Origin of the sequence: Streptomyces flavochromogenes, assembly GCF_000717595.1 — a bacterium.
GTDB classification, from domain to species: domain Bacteria; phylum Actinomycetota; class Actinomycetes; order Streptomycetales; family Streptomycetaceae; genus Streptomyces; species Streptomyces flavochromogenes.
In genome coordinates, this window is record NZ_JNZO01000026.1 from 30,089 (window position 1) to 45,185 (window position 15,097).

Consider the following 15,097-nt stretch of genomic DNA (forward strand, 5'->3'; position numbering starts at 1 on the left):
CTCAACTGGAGCTACAGTCGCCCCATGACAGTGACAGTAGCAGAGAGTTTGGGGCTGAGCGAGATTCACTTGAGTCGTAAGCTGGCACGTATGACGACGCCCCCCGCTCCGAAGGTCCCCCGCAAGCCCACTCAGATCACGGACGAGACCGGCCGGAACGTTGCTACCAACGTTCGCCGGCTGCGCGAGCTGCGAGGCCACTCCACCTATGACCTCTCCCGCCTCCTGGAAGCGGCGGGGCGCCCCATCGCCCCTTCGGCCATCGCCAAACTCGAGCGTGGCGAGCGTCGTGTGGACGTCGGCGACCTGACGGCGCTCGCGGCCGTCCTCCGGGTGAACCCGTCAGCCCTGATGCTGCCGCTCACCGACAGCGCTGCCGAGACCGTCGAGCTCACGGGCGTCGGTGCGGTCAGCGCTGAGGCGGCCTGGGACTGGATGGACGGCGAGATGCCCATCGAGCGCATCGAGCCGGGCGACCCGTCGGGTGCACTTCTGCAGTTCCAGGTGTACGCGCGACCGCGGGGCCGTCGCATGCAGCTTGCCCCGGGTGAGGAGAACTAGATGGCGCGAGTGTGGATCGAGGACCGGGAGAACCACGAGGACTACCGGGAGTCCATGGCGAAGTGGCAGGAGGCGAAGCGCGCCGGCAGCAAGCGTCAGCCGCCCGGCCGCTGGCGGGTCCGCTGGTACGGCCCCGACGGCAAGGGCAAGGCGAAGACGTTCGGGAAGCTGCCGCAGGCAGAGGCCGAGGTGCACGCCATCACGGCCCGCCTCGACAAGGGCAGCTACAGGGATCCCCGATCCGGCAAGGCTGCCACATCCCTTGTCGCGGAGGAGTGGTTCAAGACTCTCCGGAAGCAGTCCCGGCGAACGAAGAACGACTACCGCGAACTCCTCGACCTGTACGTCATCCCGAAGTGGGGCGACTGGCAGGTGGCCGCGATCCAGTGGGACGACGTCTCTACCTGGGTGGACGATCTCATCAACAAGCCGGGGGCGTCCGGCCGGCAGTTGAGCCCAGGCCGCATCGCCAAGACGTTCTACGTCTTCGGCGGCGTCATGAAGCACGCCATCCGCACACACCGCATCGCGGTGAACCCTGCCAGCGAGCACACGCTCCCCCGGCCGGACGAGGACGACGAACACGTCTACCTCACCCACGACCAGGTCGAGTCGCTGGCGGAGGCCGCGGGGGATCACCGGCTTCTGGTGCTCGTCCTGGCGTACAGCGGCATCCGGTGGGGCGAGGCCATCGCCATCAAGGCTTCACGGTTCAACGTCGACACCCGGCGCATCCGGATCGTCCAGGCCTACTCGGACGTCAACGGCAAGCTCGAGCTGGGCCCGGTGAAGAACCATGAGAAACGGTCCGTGCCCGTACCGCGCTCCTTCGCGGAGGATCTGCGCCCCCTTCTGGACGGCCGGAAGCGTGACGACCTGGTGTTCATCGCGCCGCAGGGCGGGCCGCTGCGCTACCGGAACTTCCGCCAGCGGGCGTTCGACAAGGCTGTGGCCGCGGCGGGGCTCGGGGACCTGGGCATCACGCCCCACAAGCTGCGGCACACGGCTGCGTCGCTGGCCATCGCGGCCGGCGCCGATGTCAAAGTTGTCCAGGTGATGCTGGGCCACAAGTCGGCTGCGATGACGCTGGATGTCTATGGGCATCTGTGGCCGGACCGGCTCGACGAGGTCGCCGACGCCCTCGACAAGGGCCGTCTTGCCGCACTGGAGCGCCGGAGTGCGATGCTCGCCGCGTAGGGCTAAAAGATCCAGCACGTACAGAATGCGTACTGCCCGCCAAGGTGATCTTGGCGGGCAGTCTCGCGTGTACCCACTCTGAGCAGGCACTTTCCCTACAGAGCCCCCTGTCGGGTTCGAACCGACGACCCCCGCTTTACAAGAGCGGTGCTCTGGCCAGCTGAGCTAAGGAGGCAGCGAGTGCAGTGTAACCAACCTCGTCCCGGCGACGGTCGGAAATCTCACCCCGGGTGGAGGGCTGACAGATCCCGCGGCGCCAGGTAGCGTCACGTGCAGTTCACCCAGGTGGACTAGACCTCAATCCTTCCTTTACTCGGATCGTCCGGCACGTTCCTGCCGGTGAAGGGACACATCACCATGGCTTCCGTCACTTTCGACAAGGCGACCCGGGTGTACCCCGGTGCCACCAAGCCCTCCGTCGACCAGCTCGACATCGAGATCGCCGACGGCGAGTTCCTCGTCCTCGTCGGGCCCTCCGGCTGTGGCAAGTCGACCTCCCTGCGCATGCTCGCGGGTCTCGAGGACGTCAACGCGGGCTCCATCCGCATCGGTGACCGCGACGTCACGCACCTGCCGCCCAAGGACCGGGACATCGCGATGGTGTTCCAGAACTACGCGCTGTACCCGCACATGAGCGTCGCCGACAACATGGGCTTCGCGCTCAAGATCGCCGGTGTCAACAAGTCCGAGATCCGCACCAAGGTCGAAGAGGCCGCGAAGATCCTGGACCTCACCGAGTACCTCGACCGCAAGCCGAAGGCGCTCTCCGGCGGTCAGCGTCAGCGTGTCGCCATGGGTCGCGCCATCGTGCGTGAGCCGCAGGTCTTCCTCATGGACGAGCCGCTGTCGAACCTCGACGCCAAGCTCCGTGTCTCGACCCGTACGCAGATCGCGGGCCTCCAGCGCCGTCTCGGCATCACCACGGTCTACGTCACCCACGACCAGACCGAGGCCCTCACCATGGGCGACCGCGTCGCCGTCCTCAAGGACGGTCTGCTCCAGCAGGTCGACTCGCCGCGCAACATGTACGACAAGCCGGCCAACCTCTTCGTCGCCGGCTTCATCGGCTCCCCCGCGATGAACCTGGTCGAGGTCCCGATCACCGACGGCGGCGTGAAGTTCGGCAACAGCGTCGTCCCGGTCTCCCGCGACGCCATCGCCGCCGCCTCCGCCAACGGCGACACCACCGTCACCGTCGGCGTCCGCCCCGAGCACTTCGACGTGCAGGGCCCCACCGGCAAGGACGGCCTGGCCGTCACCGTCAACGTCGTCGAGGAGCTCGGCTCCGACGGCTTCGTGTACGGCTCCACCCGCGTCGGCGGCGAGGACAAGGACCTGGTCGTCCGCGTCGGCGGCCGTGACGTCCCCGCCAAGGGCACCACGCTGCACGTCGTCCCGCGCGCCGCCGAGCTCCACGTCTTCTCGACGTCGACCGGCGCCCGCCTCAGCGACTGACCCTCGCCGGACACCAGCGCCACGCCGTGGCCGAACGGCCCCGTATCTCTTGCAGATGCGGGGTCGTTCGCCTTAGTGCGGGACCCAGTGGGGGTTTACCGGGGAAAACCCCGGCATTCCCGGCCCACCCCCACCCCTCGCGTCAACACGGAATTCGAAAAGCCGCTTCGAACCATCCCCCGCGAGAGTGACTAAATGTCGCCATATCACTACCGGCCGCTACGCTCGCCTGCGTGACGCCTACTGCCCGCCGAATCGGCCGCTCTCTCGCCCTCGTCCTGCCCGTCGTCCTGGTGCTCTCGGGAACGCTCGCGGTGTCCGCCGTGCCGTGGGCCGGCGAGGACGCCGGGACCCAGCTGACGGCGTCCTCCTCCGAGGTCTCCGTCCGGGCCAAGTCCCGTGCCCCGCAGGACATTCTGCGCGACCAGCTCCTCGCCGAGCTCCAGGAGAAGGACCCCGGGGTCGCCCTCACCCACCTCCAGCGCGAGGTGGAGAACCGGCCCTCCCTCGCCAAGCACTGCATGTCCATCGCCCGCTCCCTCGGCCGCGCCGCCGTCGAGCAGTACGGACCCTCCCGCGCCCAGGGCTTCTCGCGGCCGGTCTGCGACACCTCGTACGCGACCGGCGTGATGCGTGCCAGCTGAGTCACGACGCTGAGCCACGACGCGCGTCCGGCCGTCGGGCGTCCGACCGCCGGACGTACGGGGCGCCTATCGTTCCCCGTATGCACACCTCTCCGACGCAGGCCGTGGTCCTGGCGGGCGGCCAGGGCTCACGGCTCCGCCCGTACACCGACGACCGCCCCAAGCCGATGGTCGAGATCCCGGGCACCGGGACCCCGATCATCGGCCATCAGCTTTCCTGGCTTGCCGCCGAGGGCGTGACCGACGCCGTCGTCTCCTGCGGCCACCTCGCCGAAGTGCTCCAGGAGTGGCTGGAGAGCGCGGACCTCCCCCTGAAGGTGACGACGGTCGTCGAGACCGAGCCCCTGGGACGCGGCGGAGGCCTGAAGTACGCCGCCACGCATCTGCCGGCGCCGGACCGGCCCTGGTACGCCACCAACGGCGACATCTGGACCCGTTTCTCGCTGCGCGAGATGGCCGCCTTCCACGACGAGCGCGACGCCGTCGCCACCCTCGCCCTGGCCCGCCCCCGCATCCCGTGGGGCGCCGTCGAGACCGACACGTTCGGCCACATCACGGACTTCGTCGAGGCGCCTCCGTCGCCGTACCTCATCAACGCGGGCGTGTACGTCTTCTCCGCGGCCTTCACGGAGCTCCTCCCGGACCTGGGCGACCACGAGCGCACCACGTTCCCCCGGCTCGCCCGTGAGAAGCGGCTGGCCGGCTTCCCGCTGCCCCAGGGGGCCTACTGGCGGGCCATCGACACCGCCAAGGACCTCACCGAGGCCGCCAAGGAGCTTGCCGCGCAGCGGGGATGACCGAAACGGCTTCCTCCCGCCGGGGATGACACCACCACGTACGAAAGGGCGGCACCGCGTTCTCGCGGTGCCGCCCTTTCGTGTCGGTCGCCGTGACCGGATCTCCGTACGTACGGAGTACTCAGCCCAGCAGTCCGCCGATCGGGTTCCTCGTGCCGCCCGAGGTCGAGCTGCTCTCCGACGGCGTGCCCGTCGAGCCGCCGCCGGAGCCGCCGCCCGAGCCGCCGCCCGACGTGCTGCCGCCCGTGCTGCTCGGGGTGTCGCTGGTGGACGGCGGGGGCTCCGGGTTGGACCGCGTGGGCGTACGGCTGCTGCTGCCGCCGGTGCCCGTGCCCTGCGTGGCCGTCGGGCGCTGCTGCTGCGTCCGGGTGGCCTCGCGGGTGGTCTCGGTGGGCCGGGTCGCCTCCTTCGTCTCCTCACGCTCGGCCGGGGCCTCGCTGGTCGCGGCGGGCGTGGGCACGGTGGACGCGGCCTTGGAAGGGGCGCGGCGCTTCGGCTCGGTGGGGAGCGGCCGGCCCGGGAGGTGGTTGATCGGGTCGTCGTTGGGGCCCGGGACGGTGACCATCTCGGTGGAGCGGACGGCGCCGCCGAGGACGGAGCCGATGAGGAGGGTGAGGCCGACGACGACCGCGGCGACGAGGGTGCTGCGGCGCGTGACGCGGCGGCGCAGGTCCCACAGGTCGGCGCGCGGGCCGAGGGTGCGCCAGGCCTCTCCGGCGAGGCGGCCGTCGATCGAGTAGACGGGGGCGCCGGCGATGATCAGCGGGGACCAGGCGGCCAGGAAGATGATGTCGGCGGAGTCGTAGACCGGGACGGTCTTCCAACTGACCGTGAGAAGCAGCGCGGCGGAGAGCAGGGCTCCGACGACGGCGGCGACGCGCTGCCAGAGGCCGAGGACGGTGAGGACGCCGACGACGACCTGGAGGAAGGCGACGGTGAGGCCGGCGCCGACCGGGTGCTGGAGGGCGAAGTCGCGGAGGGGTTCGGCGAGGGGCCACGGGTGCAGGGAGTTGAGCCACTTCACCATGGAGCCGCGTTCGCCGCCGTCGAAGTAGACGGGGTCGCAGAGCTTGCCCATGCCCGCGTAGATGGAGATGAAGCCGAGGAAGACGCGGAGCGGCAGGAGGACGACGCCGAGGTTCATCCGGCGGCCGGGGTAGTAGGCGTGCCGGACGGTGTCCTGCCCGTGGCGCTGGGCGGGCCGGGCACCCGCCGTCTCGTCCTCGTACGCCGCCGAGCCGGGTCCTTCGGTCTCGGGGCGGAGCTCGTACAGGTCGTCGTACGCGCCCTCGGCGCGGCGCATCGGCGGCAGCAGGGGGCCGGAGTCGGCGGTCACCACGGGGGTGGGCATGGTGTCGTCGACGCGCGGGATGGCCTGGGTGGAGCCCCCGTCCAGTCCGGCGTGGCCGCCGCGACGGCCGTGGCCGACCGCCGGCTCGAGCGTGGAGACGGAGGACTCCCGTACGGCCTGGAGGAGGCCGGTCGCGCCCGGCGAGGACTTTCCGGTCCATACGACGGGACGACGGCGCGGTCCGCCCGCTCCTGCCCCGGCCCCGGACAGGGCTGCGGTGCGGGCGCCGGCGCCGATCTTCGGCTGCGGGGCCGGCGCGAGCCGCACACGGAAGCTGGCGTGGTTCACGATCACCTGGGCGGGATCGGAATCCACCTTGACCATGCTCAACGCGGGCTGATCGTCGAACCCCGGCCGGGGCGTTCTGGTGTCCACACTCATCTAACCGAGTGATCTGGGTTTAGGACACTGCCTTGACGGCTCGCAAATGTCCGAGACCCGTCAAGATCAACGGCGCCGGGGAACCGGCATTCGCTCATTGATCGTCAATCTTCCTTAGAATCACATTAGTTGACCCGGACCACGCACAGGGAGCGCCGACATGACCGATCCCGTCCCGCAGCCGGGAACCGAGCGGAGCCCGGACGCCGCACGGAACAGAGTGCCCGAGCCCCGCTCTTCCCGGCATTCCGCGGCCTCCGCACCCTCCGCGGCGAGGACACCGGACACCCCGGCGCAGGAGGGCCCGACTCCGGCCGCTCCCGTACGGGAGTCCCACCAGCTCGTCTTCGGCGATCTGCACGACTATCCCGTGATGGCACAGGCCCTGGACAACCAGTGGCTGCCCGCCGGACTCGCGGGCAGCCGCCAGCACGCCTCCGCGCCCGCCAGGCCGCCCGTGGAAGCGGTCGAGGCCGCCTCCGCCGAGCTGCGCCGCTCGCTCGTGAACAGCGGCACCCTGGTGGTCAACCGCGCGTTTCTCCTCAACAACGAGGCGCTGTACGCCAACTACCTGCCGTCCGCCGACCCCGTGGAGCGGGACGCGTTCATCCGGCTCCTGAACGACCGGGTGCTGGTTCCGTACCTGTACACGGAGCGGGAGCCCGCCGCGGACTTCACCTGGGCCCACGACCGGGCCGTCGGACACGCCTGGCGCCGGCTCGTGACCGAGGAGGCCGAACCCGCGCTGGTCCGCTTCGACTGGGACGACGACGCCAACCGCGACAAGGCGGGTCAGGTCGGCAACTTCTTCTCCACGAACGTCTCCGCCCTCCGGCGACTGCGGGCCCCCCAGCTCGCCCAGGACCTCGGCATCCCGGAAGAGCTGGCCCGGTCGATGCGCGAGGGCGTCCTCAAGGACATCTACTTCTGGGCCGGCGAGCAGGACAACGACCGGGACATCACCCGTAACGCGCTCTACCAGCGGTTCATCACCCGGCCCGGCACCGATCCGTACGAGAACCTGCTGCGCGACGGCGATCACGTCGTCCCCACCAAGCAACTCGTCGACCTGCTCTACAGCCTGGGCGTGCCCCGGGCCGGCGGGCTGATCCCGGTCACCCCGCCGGACTCCCCGCCCCGCTCGACGCTCCAGGAGCTGCGCAGCGACCTGCGGCCCCGCGACGACGACCCCGAGGCGATCGGCCGACTGCTGCGCGATCTGTTCGCGGACGCGTTGCACCGGGCGGTGGACGGGCCGAACTCCTACGCAGGCCTCTCGCTGGCCGACATCAACCGGCTGCGGCGGGAGGAGGAGTGGCGCGCGTACGTGGACTCCCTGGACGCCTTCGTCCGCGGCGGCTTCCAGGACGGGCGGATCCCCAGTCCGGAGGAGTTCTCGGCGGGCACCTCGGAGGTCGCACGACGGCACGCCCGGATGCTGCGGACCGCGCGCGCGACGAGCGGCAGCGGCAGCGGGTTCGCCCGGGACATCGTCTCGGTCCTGGTCATCGAGGCGGGCGGGGTCGCCCTCCAGGTGACGAGCGGCGAGGAGGTGTCGCTGCTCGCCGGGTCGATCCAGCTGCTGACCGCGGCCGCGGGGGCACTGACGCTCCGGCTGGAGTTCCGCGACCGGGGCACGAAGGGCCGGCGCGGAGGCCTCGGGCACTCGCTGACATTGCCGACGCTCCGGCTGGGCAGTCTGAAGCGTGACTGGGAGGCGCTCCTGGGGGCGTACGGAGGGAGGGTCGTCGAGACGGGACAGCTGCCCGGCACACCCCGCCAGGCCGACCAGCAGTGCCAGCCCGACTGATCCGGGCGCCGGAGCCGCCCCCGGACCCCGCGCCGAGAACGAGCCGGCCCGGGGCCGGGAAAGGCAGTGTCCGCCCATGAGCATGGAGCCCGCGCGCCGCTACGAGCAGCTGCGCGCCGAGCGGCCGGAGCTGTTCCGCAACGAGCCGGGCGGCATCGAGATCCTCACCGACCCGGCCGCGGTGGCGGCCGCCGGCGGAGTCCTCTACCAGGATCCGTACGTCCTGCTCGTACGGGACCCGGTGCGCTTTCCGGACGGCCGGGAGGGCACGTACATCCGCTCCCTGAGCGCGACGGCCGAGCCCGGCTGTGTCGTGCTGCCGCTTCTCGGCGACCGGGTCGTGCTCATCGAGCACTACCGGCACGCCACCAGGTCCTGGCAGTGGGAGCTGCCCCGTGGTTTCGGCACCCGGGGCATGACCGGCGCGGCGAACGCGGCGAAGGAGCTCGACGAGGAGATCGGGGCGCGGGTGGAGGAGCTGATTCCGCTGGGAGAACTGCATCCGGACAGCGGGATGACGGGCGACCGCGTCCTGCTCTTCGCGGCCCGGATCGAAGCCGTCGGCCGACTGGCGGAGTCGGAGGCGATCCGGAGTTCACTGACGATCCCCTTCGCGGAGGCGGAGGGGATGATCGCCGACGGCCGCATCACGGACGGCTTCACGATCGCCGCGATGACCCGCGCCCGCCTGGCGGGCCTGACGGCCTGAGGCGGGCGCGGGTACTGATGCGACGGGGGTGCGGCGGGAGCCGTACGGCCCGACGGGCTGCGGAGCCCGGTGTCAGCGGGCCATCCGGCGGCGGGCCGCCTCGTAGAGCACGACACCGGCCGCGACACCGGCGTTCAGCGACTCGGCGCCGCCCGGCATCGGGATGCGGACGAGGAAGTCGCAGGTCTCGCCGACGAGGCGGGACAGGCCCTTGCCCTCGGAACCGACGACGATGACGACCGGACCGCCCAGCTCCTCCAGCTCGTGGACCTCGCGGTCGCCGTCGGCGGCGAGGCCGACGACCGTGACACCGGCCTTCTGGTACTGCTCCAGGCAGCGCGTCAGGTTGGTGGCGCGGGCGACCGGGGTGCGGGCGGCGGTGCCGGCCGAGGTCTTCCACGCACCGGCGGTCATGCCGGCGGCGCGACGCTCGGGGACGACGACACCGTGGCCGCCGAAGGCGGAGACGGAGCGGACGACGGCACCGAGGTTGCGCGGGTCGGTGACGCCGTCGAGGGCGACGATCAGCGGGTCGTCGTGGTCGTCGAACGCGGCCGTGACGAGGTCCTCGGGGTGCGCGTACTCGTACGGCGGGACCTGGAGGACGAGACCCTGGTGGTTCAGGCCGTTCGTCATCCGGTCGAGCTCGGGGCGCGGCGCCTCCATGATGTTGATGTTGCCGCGGCCGGTGGCGAGGTTCAGGGCCTCGCGCACGCGCTCGTCGTTGTCGATGAACTGCTGCACGTACAGCGTCGAGGCGGGCACGCCGTCGCGCAGGGCCTCGAAGACCGGGTTGCGGCCGACGACCATCTCGGACTGGCCCTTGCCGCCGCGGCGGACGACGGGCTTGCGCTTGGCCACGTTGCGGGCCATCGCGTTGGAGACGCGGAATGCCTTGTGGCCCTTGCGGTTCTCGGCCTTGGGTGTCGGGCCCTTGCCTTCGAGGCCCTTGCGCCGCTGGCCACCGCTGCCGATCGTCGCACCCTTCTTGTTGGACGTGCGACGGTTCCTGCGCTGGCTGTTCCCGGCCATGACTACCTGTTTCCTCTGCTGACGTACAAAGTCTGTAACTGAAGTGTGCCGCCCGGAGGCCCGAGCGGCACGTCTTCTAACGGTTGCCCAGCGTCCAGCGGGGGCCGTCGGGGCTGTCCTCGATGGCGAGGCCGGACTGGTTGAGCTGGTCGCGGATCGCGTCCGCGGTCGCCCAGTCCTTGCGCTCGCGCGCCGACTCGCGCTGCTGGAGCACGAGCCGTACGAGGGTGTCGACGGCGCCGTGGAGCTCGTCGCCGCCACCGCTCTCCTCGGCCCAGTGCGGGTCGAGCGGGTCCAGGCCGAGGACGCCGAGCATGGCCCGGACCTCGGCGAGGCGGGCGATGGCCTCGTCCTTGTCGTCCGCGGCGAGGGCGCTGTTGCCCTGCCGGACGGTGGTGTGGATGATCGCGAGCGCGTGCGGCACGCCCAGGTCGTCGTCCATGGCCTCGGCGAAGGCCGGCGGCACCTCGGCGGCGGGGGAGACGTCCTTGCCGGCCTTCTCGGTGGCGCGCTGGACGAAGCCCTCGATCCGGGCGAACGCCGACTCGGCCTCGCGCAGGGACTCCTCGCTGTACTCGATCATCGAGCGGTAGTGCGGGGTGCCCAGGTAGTAGCGGAGGACGATGGGGCGCCAGTTCTTCACCATCTCGGACACCAGCACGCTGTTGCCGAGCGACTTCGACATCTTCTCGCCGGCCATGGTGACCCAGGCGTTGTGCACCCAGTACGAGGCGAAGTCGTCGCCGAAGGCCTTGGCCTGGGCGATCTCGTTCTCGTGGTGCGGGAAGATCAGGTCGAGGCCGCCGCCGTGGATGTCGAAGGCGGAGCCCAGGTACTTGTGGGCCATGGCCGAGCACTCCAGGTGCCAGCCGGGGCGGCCGCGGCCCCACGGGGTCTCCCAGTCGGGCTCGCCCGGCTTGGTCGCCTTCCACATCGCGAAGTCGCGCGGGTCGCGCTTGCCGGAGACGCCCTCGTCGGGCTGGCGGAGGTCGTCGATGTCCTGGTTGGACAGCTCCAGGTACCCCGGGAAGGAGCGCACGTCGAAGTAGACGCTGCCGTCGGCCTCGTACGCGTGGCCGCGCTCGATGAGGCCGCGCATCATCTCGATCATCTCGGGGACGTGCCCGGTGGCGCGGGGCTCGTACGTCGGCGGAAGGCAACCGAGCGCGTCGTAGCCCGCGTTGAACGCGCGCTCGTTCTCGTAGCCGATGGACCACCAGGGGCGGCCCTGCTCGGCACCCTTCCTGATGATCTTGTCGTCGATGTCGGTGACGTTGCGGATGAACGTGACGTCGTAGCCGCGGTACGCGAACCAGCGGCGCATGATGTCGAAGTTCAGCCCCGAACGGATGTGGCCGATGTGCGGGGCCGCCTGGACGGTGGCACCACAGAGGTAGATCGAGACCTGGCCCGGCGTGAGCGGGGTGAAGTCACGGATCTGCCGGGCGCTGGTGTCGTACAGGCGAATAGTCACCACTCCAGGGTAGTGGGCGTGTGGTAGTGCCCCGATACCTGTTCGCCGTCTCCGATGACGTTTTTCACCGGTACCGGTGGATGCCGGTACCGGTGAACGTGACGACCGACGCTCCGGAACGCGGTTACGGGCGGGCCACCGGATACACGAGAGCCGTCGCCAGCGCCGCGAGGCCCTCCGCGCGGCCCGTCAGACCGAGGCCGTCCGTCGTGGTGCCGGAGACGGAGACCGGTGCGCCGGCCGCCTCGCTCAGCGCCTTCTGTGCCTCGTCGCGCCGCTTGCCGACCTTGGGGCGGACCCCGATGACCTGGACGGCGATGTTGCCGATCTCGTACCCCTCGGCGCGGACGATCCGGGCGGCCTCCGCGAGCAGGGTGACGCCGGAGGCGCCGGAGTACTCGGGCCGGGAGGTGCCGAAGTGGGCGCCGAGGTCGCCGATTCCGGCGGCGGAGAAGAGCGCGTCGCAGGCGGCGTGAGCGGCCACATCGCCGTCGGAGTGCCCGGCGAGGCCGTGACCGTCGTTCTCGTCGGCGTCCCAGAGGAGGCCCGCGCACCAGAGTTCACGGCCCTTCTCGAAGGCGTGGACGTCGGTGCCGATGCCGGTGCGGGGCAGCACGGGGAGATCAGAAGCCATCGTTGGCCCTCCTGCGGGCGAGTACGGCCTCGGCGAGGACGAGGTCGAGGGGGCGGGTCACCTTGAAGGCCTCCTCGTGGCCGGGCACGACGACGACGGGCGCGCCGAGCCGCTCGACCATACCGGCGTCGTCGGTGGCGCCCTCACCGGTGAGGGCGATGGTGGCGTGGGCGTCGACCAGGGTGTCGTGGTCGAAGCCCTGGGGGGTCTGGACGGCACGGAGGCGGGCCCGGACCGGGGTGGCGACGACCTGCTCGGGGTCGCCCGGCTTCTCGGCCGGCTCGACCTCCTTGACGGTGTCGGCGACGGGCATCGCGGGGACGACGGCGACCGCCCCGTCCCGGACGGCCCCGATGACCGCGTCCACGGTGTCGACGGGGACGAGCGGGCGGGCCGCGTCGTGGACGAGGACGGTGCCGATGCCCTCGGGGAGCGCGTCGAGCCCGAGGCGTACGGACTCCTGGCGGGTGTCACCGCCGGGTACGACGAGGTAGTCGGTGCGCTCGGGGAGGGCGTGGGCGTCGAGGAGGTTCTTGACCTCCGCGACGCCGTCGGAGGGGGCGACCACGACGACGAGCGAGACCGCGCGGGAGGCGGCCATCGCGCGGACGGCGTGGATGAGCATGGGGGTGCCGTTCAGCGTGCGCAGCGCCTTGGGGGCGCCCGGCCCGAGGCGTACGCCCCGTCCGGCCGCCGGGATCACCACAGCGGTACGAGGAGGACGCACTTCGTCTGACATCGGTTGCACTCCGGCAGGTTTGTTTCCGCGGCCGACATGGGTATGGCCTCACCGTGCCGGACGCTCCGCCTTGACCGGGCCCTTTCCGTGACGACGGTCGAGGCGTTGACGCCCGTGCACAGGGGTTCGGACGTAACAGGGGGAACGAGAGCATACGTACATGAACACGCGTACGCGAAAGTGCGTACAGGAACATGCGTGCTGTCGCGGTCGTGCGGCTGTCTGGGTGTGACATGCGGCACTCGTGAAATGCCGCAGTGCCCGGCGGCTGCACTGTGTGGATCACAGCACGCCAGCGGGCACCGCGGCATCGCTTTCACTTGGTAGCGCGCTCGGATGTCTTCAGAGCACGCTCAGGACGCGAGGACCTCGTCGAGGAGAGCCTCGGCCTTGTCCTCGTTCGTGTTCTCCGCGAGGGCCAGCTCGCTGACCAGGATCTGCCGAGCCTTGGCGAGCATGCGCTTCTCACCGGCGGAGAGACCGCGCTCGCGCTCACGCCGCCACAGGTCGCGGACTACTTCGGCGACCTTGATGACATCGCCGGAGGCGAGCTTCTCGAGATTTGCCTTGTAGCGACGGGACCAGTTCGTCGGCTCTTCGGCGTACGGTGCGCGCAGCACCTCGAAGACCCGGTCCAGCCCGTCCTGACCGACTACGTCGCGAACACCGACGAACTCCGCATTGTCCGCCGGCACACGAACCGTCAGGTCGCCCTGCGCGACCTTGAGCACCAAGTAGGTCTTGTCCACGCCTTTGATCTGGCGAGTTTCGATGGCCTCGATCAGCGCGGCCCCGTGATGGGGATAGACCACGGTGTCGCCAACCTTGAACGTCATGTGACAGGTACCCCTTCCGTGGCTATCCAGGGTAACACGGATACGGCTTCTTCTGAATGGCGTTTTCGCAGGTCAGGGCATATCTCGGGGCTTGACAACAGCAACACGAACGTGCTGCGGAGGGCTTCCGGAAGGCGGTATTCGCAGGTCGGAGCGGCTGCGTGGACGGAGAGAAACGCGCACGTTACACCTACCCGAAGCCTCTCCAAGGAGGGTCGATGCCCCGTTTTGTCGGGTTCGGCGTGGCCTCCCCAACGTACTCCGTTCGAGGATCGTCCACCCGTACGGATGCATCCCGGGGTGATTCCGTAATTGATCAGCGGACGCCCGTCCCGGCTTTTCCGGAGGTACGGCTCCGGGGAATGCGGGGCGGCCCTCGAATTGATCAAGGCAGTTATGTGAACAACAGGTCAATGGGTCGTGATCCGGCCACGACGGCCGGTGCACAGCGAGAGAGAGGGCGTATGCCGGACCGCCACGGGATCGCCACCGGGGTCGGCCCCGCGGCCGCCCCCGGAGACCCCGTGGCCGGTAAGGGGCGGGTCGGGTGCGGGACGGAGAGTGCGGCTCGGTAACCTGAGCGCGCTGACACACCCTTAGTTGGCCGTTAGTTCCGAAGCCTGTCCGTACGTCCTAGGAGATGCCGCCGCCGTGAGCCGCAGCCTTCGACGCGGCGCCCTCGCCGCCACCGCCATCGTTTTCTCCATCGCCGCGCTGTCCGCCTGTGGGGCGGGCAACAACGCGCAGACGCTCGAAATCAAGCCGGACAACGCCGCGGTCACCGTGGACGACGTCAAGATCCAGAACGCCCTGGTGATCACCCAGCCCCTGGACGTGGCCAAGGGCCCGGCCGTCGTCTCCGCCACCGTCTTCAACAACGGTCAGCTGCCCCAGACGATCCAGTCCATCACCCTCCCGGGCACCAGCACCGCCGTGGCGCTGAAGTCGGCCACGGGCGCCGGCCCGATCGTCGTCCCGGCCCACGGGTCCGTCGTCATCGGCGGCGAGGGCAACGCCTCCGCCGTGATCGAGAACGGCAGCGAGGCCACCCGCGACGGTGACGCGCAGCAGGTCGTCTTCAAGCTCAGCCGCACCGGCGACGTGGGCCTGAGCGCCTTCGTGGTCCCGGCGACCAGCTACTTCAAGGGCTTCGGCCCGGCCATCCTCCCGGCGCCCCCGGGCACCGAGCCGACCGCCTCGGCGTCTCCCTCGGGCGAGGCCGAGGGCGAGCACGGCGGCGAGCCGTCGGGCGAGGCGAGCCACGCGGCCGGCCACTGACCGCAGGTACGCCGGAAGGGCGCCCTCCCCAGCGGGGAGGGCGCCCTTCCGGCGTATCCGATCCACTGCCGCCCCTGCGCCGGACTCCGTCCGGCCCCCTGGGACGCGCCTCGGTCTACGGCTCGAACTTGTAGCCCAGGCCACGAACCGTGACCAGGTAGCGCGGGGCACCCGGATACGGCTCGAGCCCATCCCACGT

The 15,097-nt window shown here is 70.5% G+C and carries 14 protein-coding genes, 1 tRNA gene and 1 pseudogene; 8 read left to right on the top strand and 8 right to left on the bottom strand.

The annotated features are described in order from the left end of the window. The first annotated feature begins 90 nt into the window (after positions 1-90). Both IF00_RS45800 and IF00_RS0129335 read left to right on the top strand, forming a co-directional pair. Positions 91-561 (top strand): helix-turn-helix domain-containing protein, encoded by a 471-nt coding sequence (locus tag IF00_RS45800; RefSeq protein WP_051820671.1) that lies wholly within the window; start codon positions 91-93, stop codon positions 559-561. Then, positions 562-1,758 (top strand): tyrosine-type recombinase/integrase, encoded by a 1,197-nt coding sequence (locus IF00_RS0129335; protein ID WP_051820672.1) that lies wholly within the window; start codon positions 562-564, stop codon positions 1,756-1,758. Between the two features lie 101 nt (positions 1,759-1,859). Here the strand turns inward: IF00_RS0129335 and IF00_RS0129340 are convergent. Then, positions 1,860-1,933: transfer RNA gene (locus IF00_RS0129340), tRNA-Thr, on the bottom strand. A 182-nt stretch (positions 1,934-2,115) separates the two neighbouring features. Between IF00_RS0129340 and IF00_RS0129345 the strand changes: the two genes are divergently transcribed. The 3 genes from IF00_RS0129345 (at position 2,116) to IF00_RS0129355 (ending at position 4,654) form a co-directional block, all read left to right on the top strand. Then, entirely contained in the window at positions 2,116-3,213 is a 1,098-nt protein-coding gene (locus tag IF00_RS0129345; protein WP_030323200.1) for an ABC transporter ATP-binding protein, read from the top strand. A 233-nt stretch (positions 3,214-3,446) separates the two neighbouring features. Continuing rightward, the gene (locus IF00_RS0129350) at positions 3,447-3,857 is read left to right on the top strand and encodes a hypothetical protein (RefSeq protein ID WP_030323202.1); all 411 of its coding nucleotides are present in this window, start codon (positions 3,447-3,449) and stop codon (positions 3,855-3,857) included. An 80-nt stretch (positions 3,858-3,937) separates the two neighbouring features. Further along, on the top strand, positions 3,938-4,654 hold the full coding sequence (locus IF00_RS0129355) for a nucleotidyltransferase family protein (protein ID WP_030323204.1): 717 nt from the start codon (positions 3,938-3,940) through the stop codon (positions 4,652-4,654). 121 nt (positions 4,655-4,775) lie between these two features. On the opposite strand, the gene IF00_RS0129360 is transcribed toward IF00_RS0129355, so the two are convergent. After that, the gene (locus IF00_RS0129360) at positions 4,776-6,386 is read right to left on the bottom strand and encodes a DoxX family membrane protein (protein WP_030323205.1); all 1,611 of its coding nucleotides are present in this window, start codon (positions 6,384-6,386) and stop codon (positions 4,776-4,778) included. Between the two features lie 160 nt (positions 6,387-6,546). On the opposite strand from IF00_RS0129360, the gene IF00_RS0129365 reads away from it, so the two are divergent. Together IF00_RS0129365 and IF00_RS0129370 are read left to right on the top strand one after the other, a co-directional pair. After that, positions 6,547-8,196 (top strand): hypothetical protein, encoded by a 1,650-nt coding sequence (locus IF00_RS0129365; RefSeq protein WP_030323207.1) that lies wholly within the window; start codon positions 6,547-6,549, stop codon positions 8,194-8,196. Positions 8,197-8,272: 76 nt separating this feature from the next. Then, a complete protein-coding gene (locus IF00_RS0129370; protein WP_245234670.1) occupies positions 8,273-8,905 on the top strand; it encodes an NUDIX hydrolase in 633 nt (210 codons plus the stop codon). 72 nt (positions 8,906-8,977) lie between these two features. Here the strand turns inward: IF00_RS0129370 and rlmB are convergent, their stop codons facing one another. From rlmB to IF00_RS0129395, 5 genes are all read right to left on the bottom strand, one after another. Beyond that, on the bottom strand, positions 8,978-9,937 hold the full coding sequence (gene rlmB, locus IF00_RS0129375; protein ID WP_030323210.1) for a 23S rRNA (guanosine(2251)-2'-O)-methyltransferase RlmB: 960 nt from the start codon (positions 9,935-9,937) through the stop codon (positions 8,978-8,980). A 76-nt stretch (positions 9,938-10,013) separates the two neighbouring features. Continuing rightward, positions 10,014-11,411: a cysteine--tRNA ligase gene (gene cysS, locus IF00_RS0129380; protein ID WP_030323211.1), complete on the bottom strand. Its 1,398-nt coding sequence runs from the start codon at positions 11,409-11,411 to the stop codon at positions 10,014-10,016. A gap of 124 nt (positions 11,412-11,535) precedes the next feature. Beyond that, on the bottom strand, positions 11,536-12,045 hold the full coding sequence (gene ispF, locus IF00_RS0129385) for a 2-C-methyl-D-erythritol 2,4-cyclodiphosphate synthase (RefSeq protein WP_030323213.1): 510 nt from the start codon (positions 12,043-12,045) through the stop codon (positions 11,536-11,538). Further along, positions 12,035-12,784, bottom strand: a complete 750-nt coding sequence (gene ispD / locus IF00_RS0129390) for a 2-C-methyl-D-erythritol 4-phosphate cytidylyltransferase (RefSeq protein ID WP_030323214.1) — start codon at positions 12,782-12,784, stop codon at positions 12,035-12,037. The genes ispF and ispD overlap by 11 nt, the downstream gene beginning before the upstream one ends. 353 nt (positions 12,785-13,137) lie before the next feature. Then, positions 13,138-13,620, bottom strand: a complete 483-nt coding sequence (locus IF00_RS0129395) for a CarD family transcriptional regulator (protein WP_003953493.1) — start codon at positions 13,618-13,620, stop codon at positions 13,138-13,140. Positions 13,621-14,271: 651 nt separating this feature from the next. Here IF00_RS0129395 and IF00_RS0129400 point away from each other — a divergent pair. Then, positions 14,272-14,898 carry a hypothetical protein gene (locus IF00_RS0129400; protein ID WP_030323215.1) on the top strand — a complete coding sequence of 209 codons (627 nt, stop codon included), beginning with the start codon at positions 14,272-14,274 and terminating at the stop codon, positions 14,896-14,898. A 115-nt stretch (positions 14,899-15,013) separates the two neighbouring features. Here the strand turns inward: IF00_RS0129400 and IF00_RS45200 are convergent. Continuing rightward, positions 15,014-15,085: pseudogene (locus tag IF00_RS45200) on the bottom strand (DNA-binding response regulator); the annotation flags it as partial. Positions 15,086-15,097: the final 12 nt, after the last annotated feature.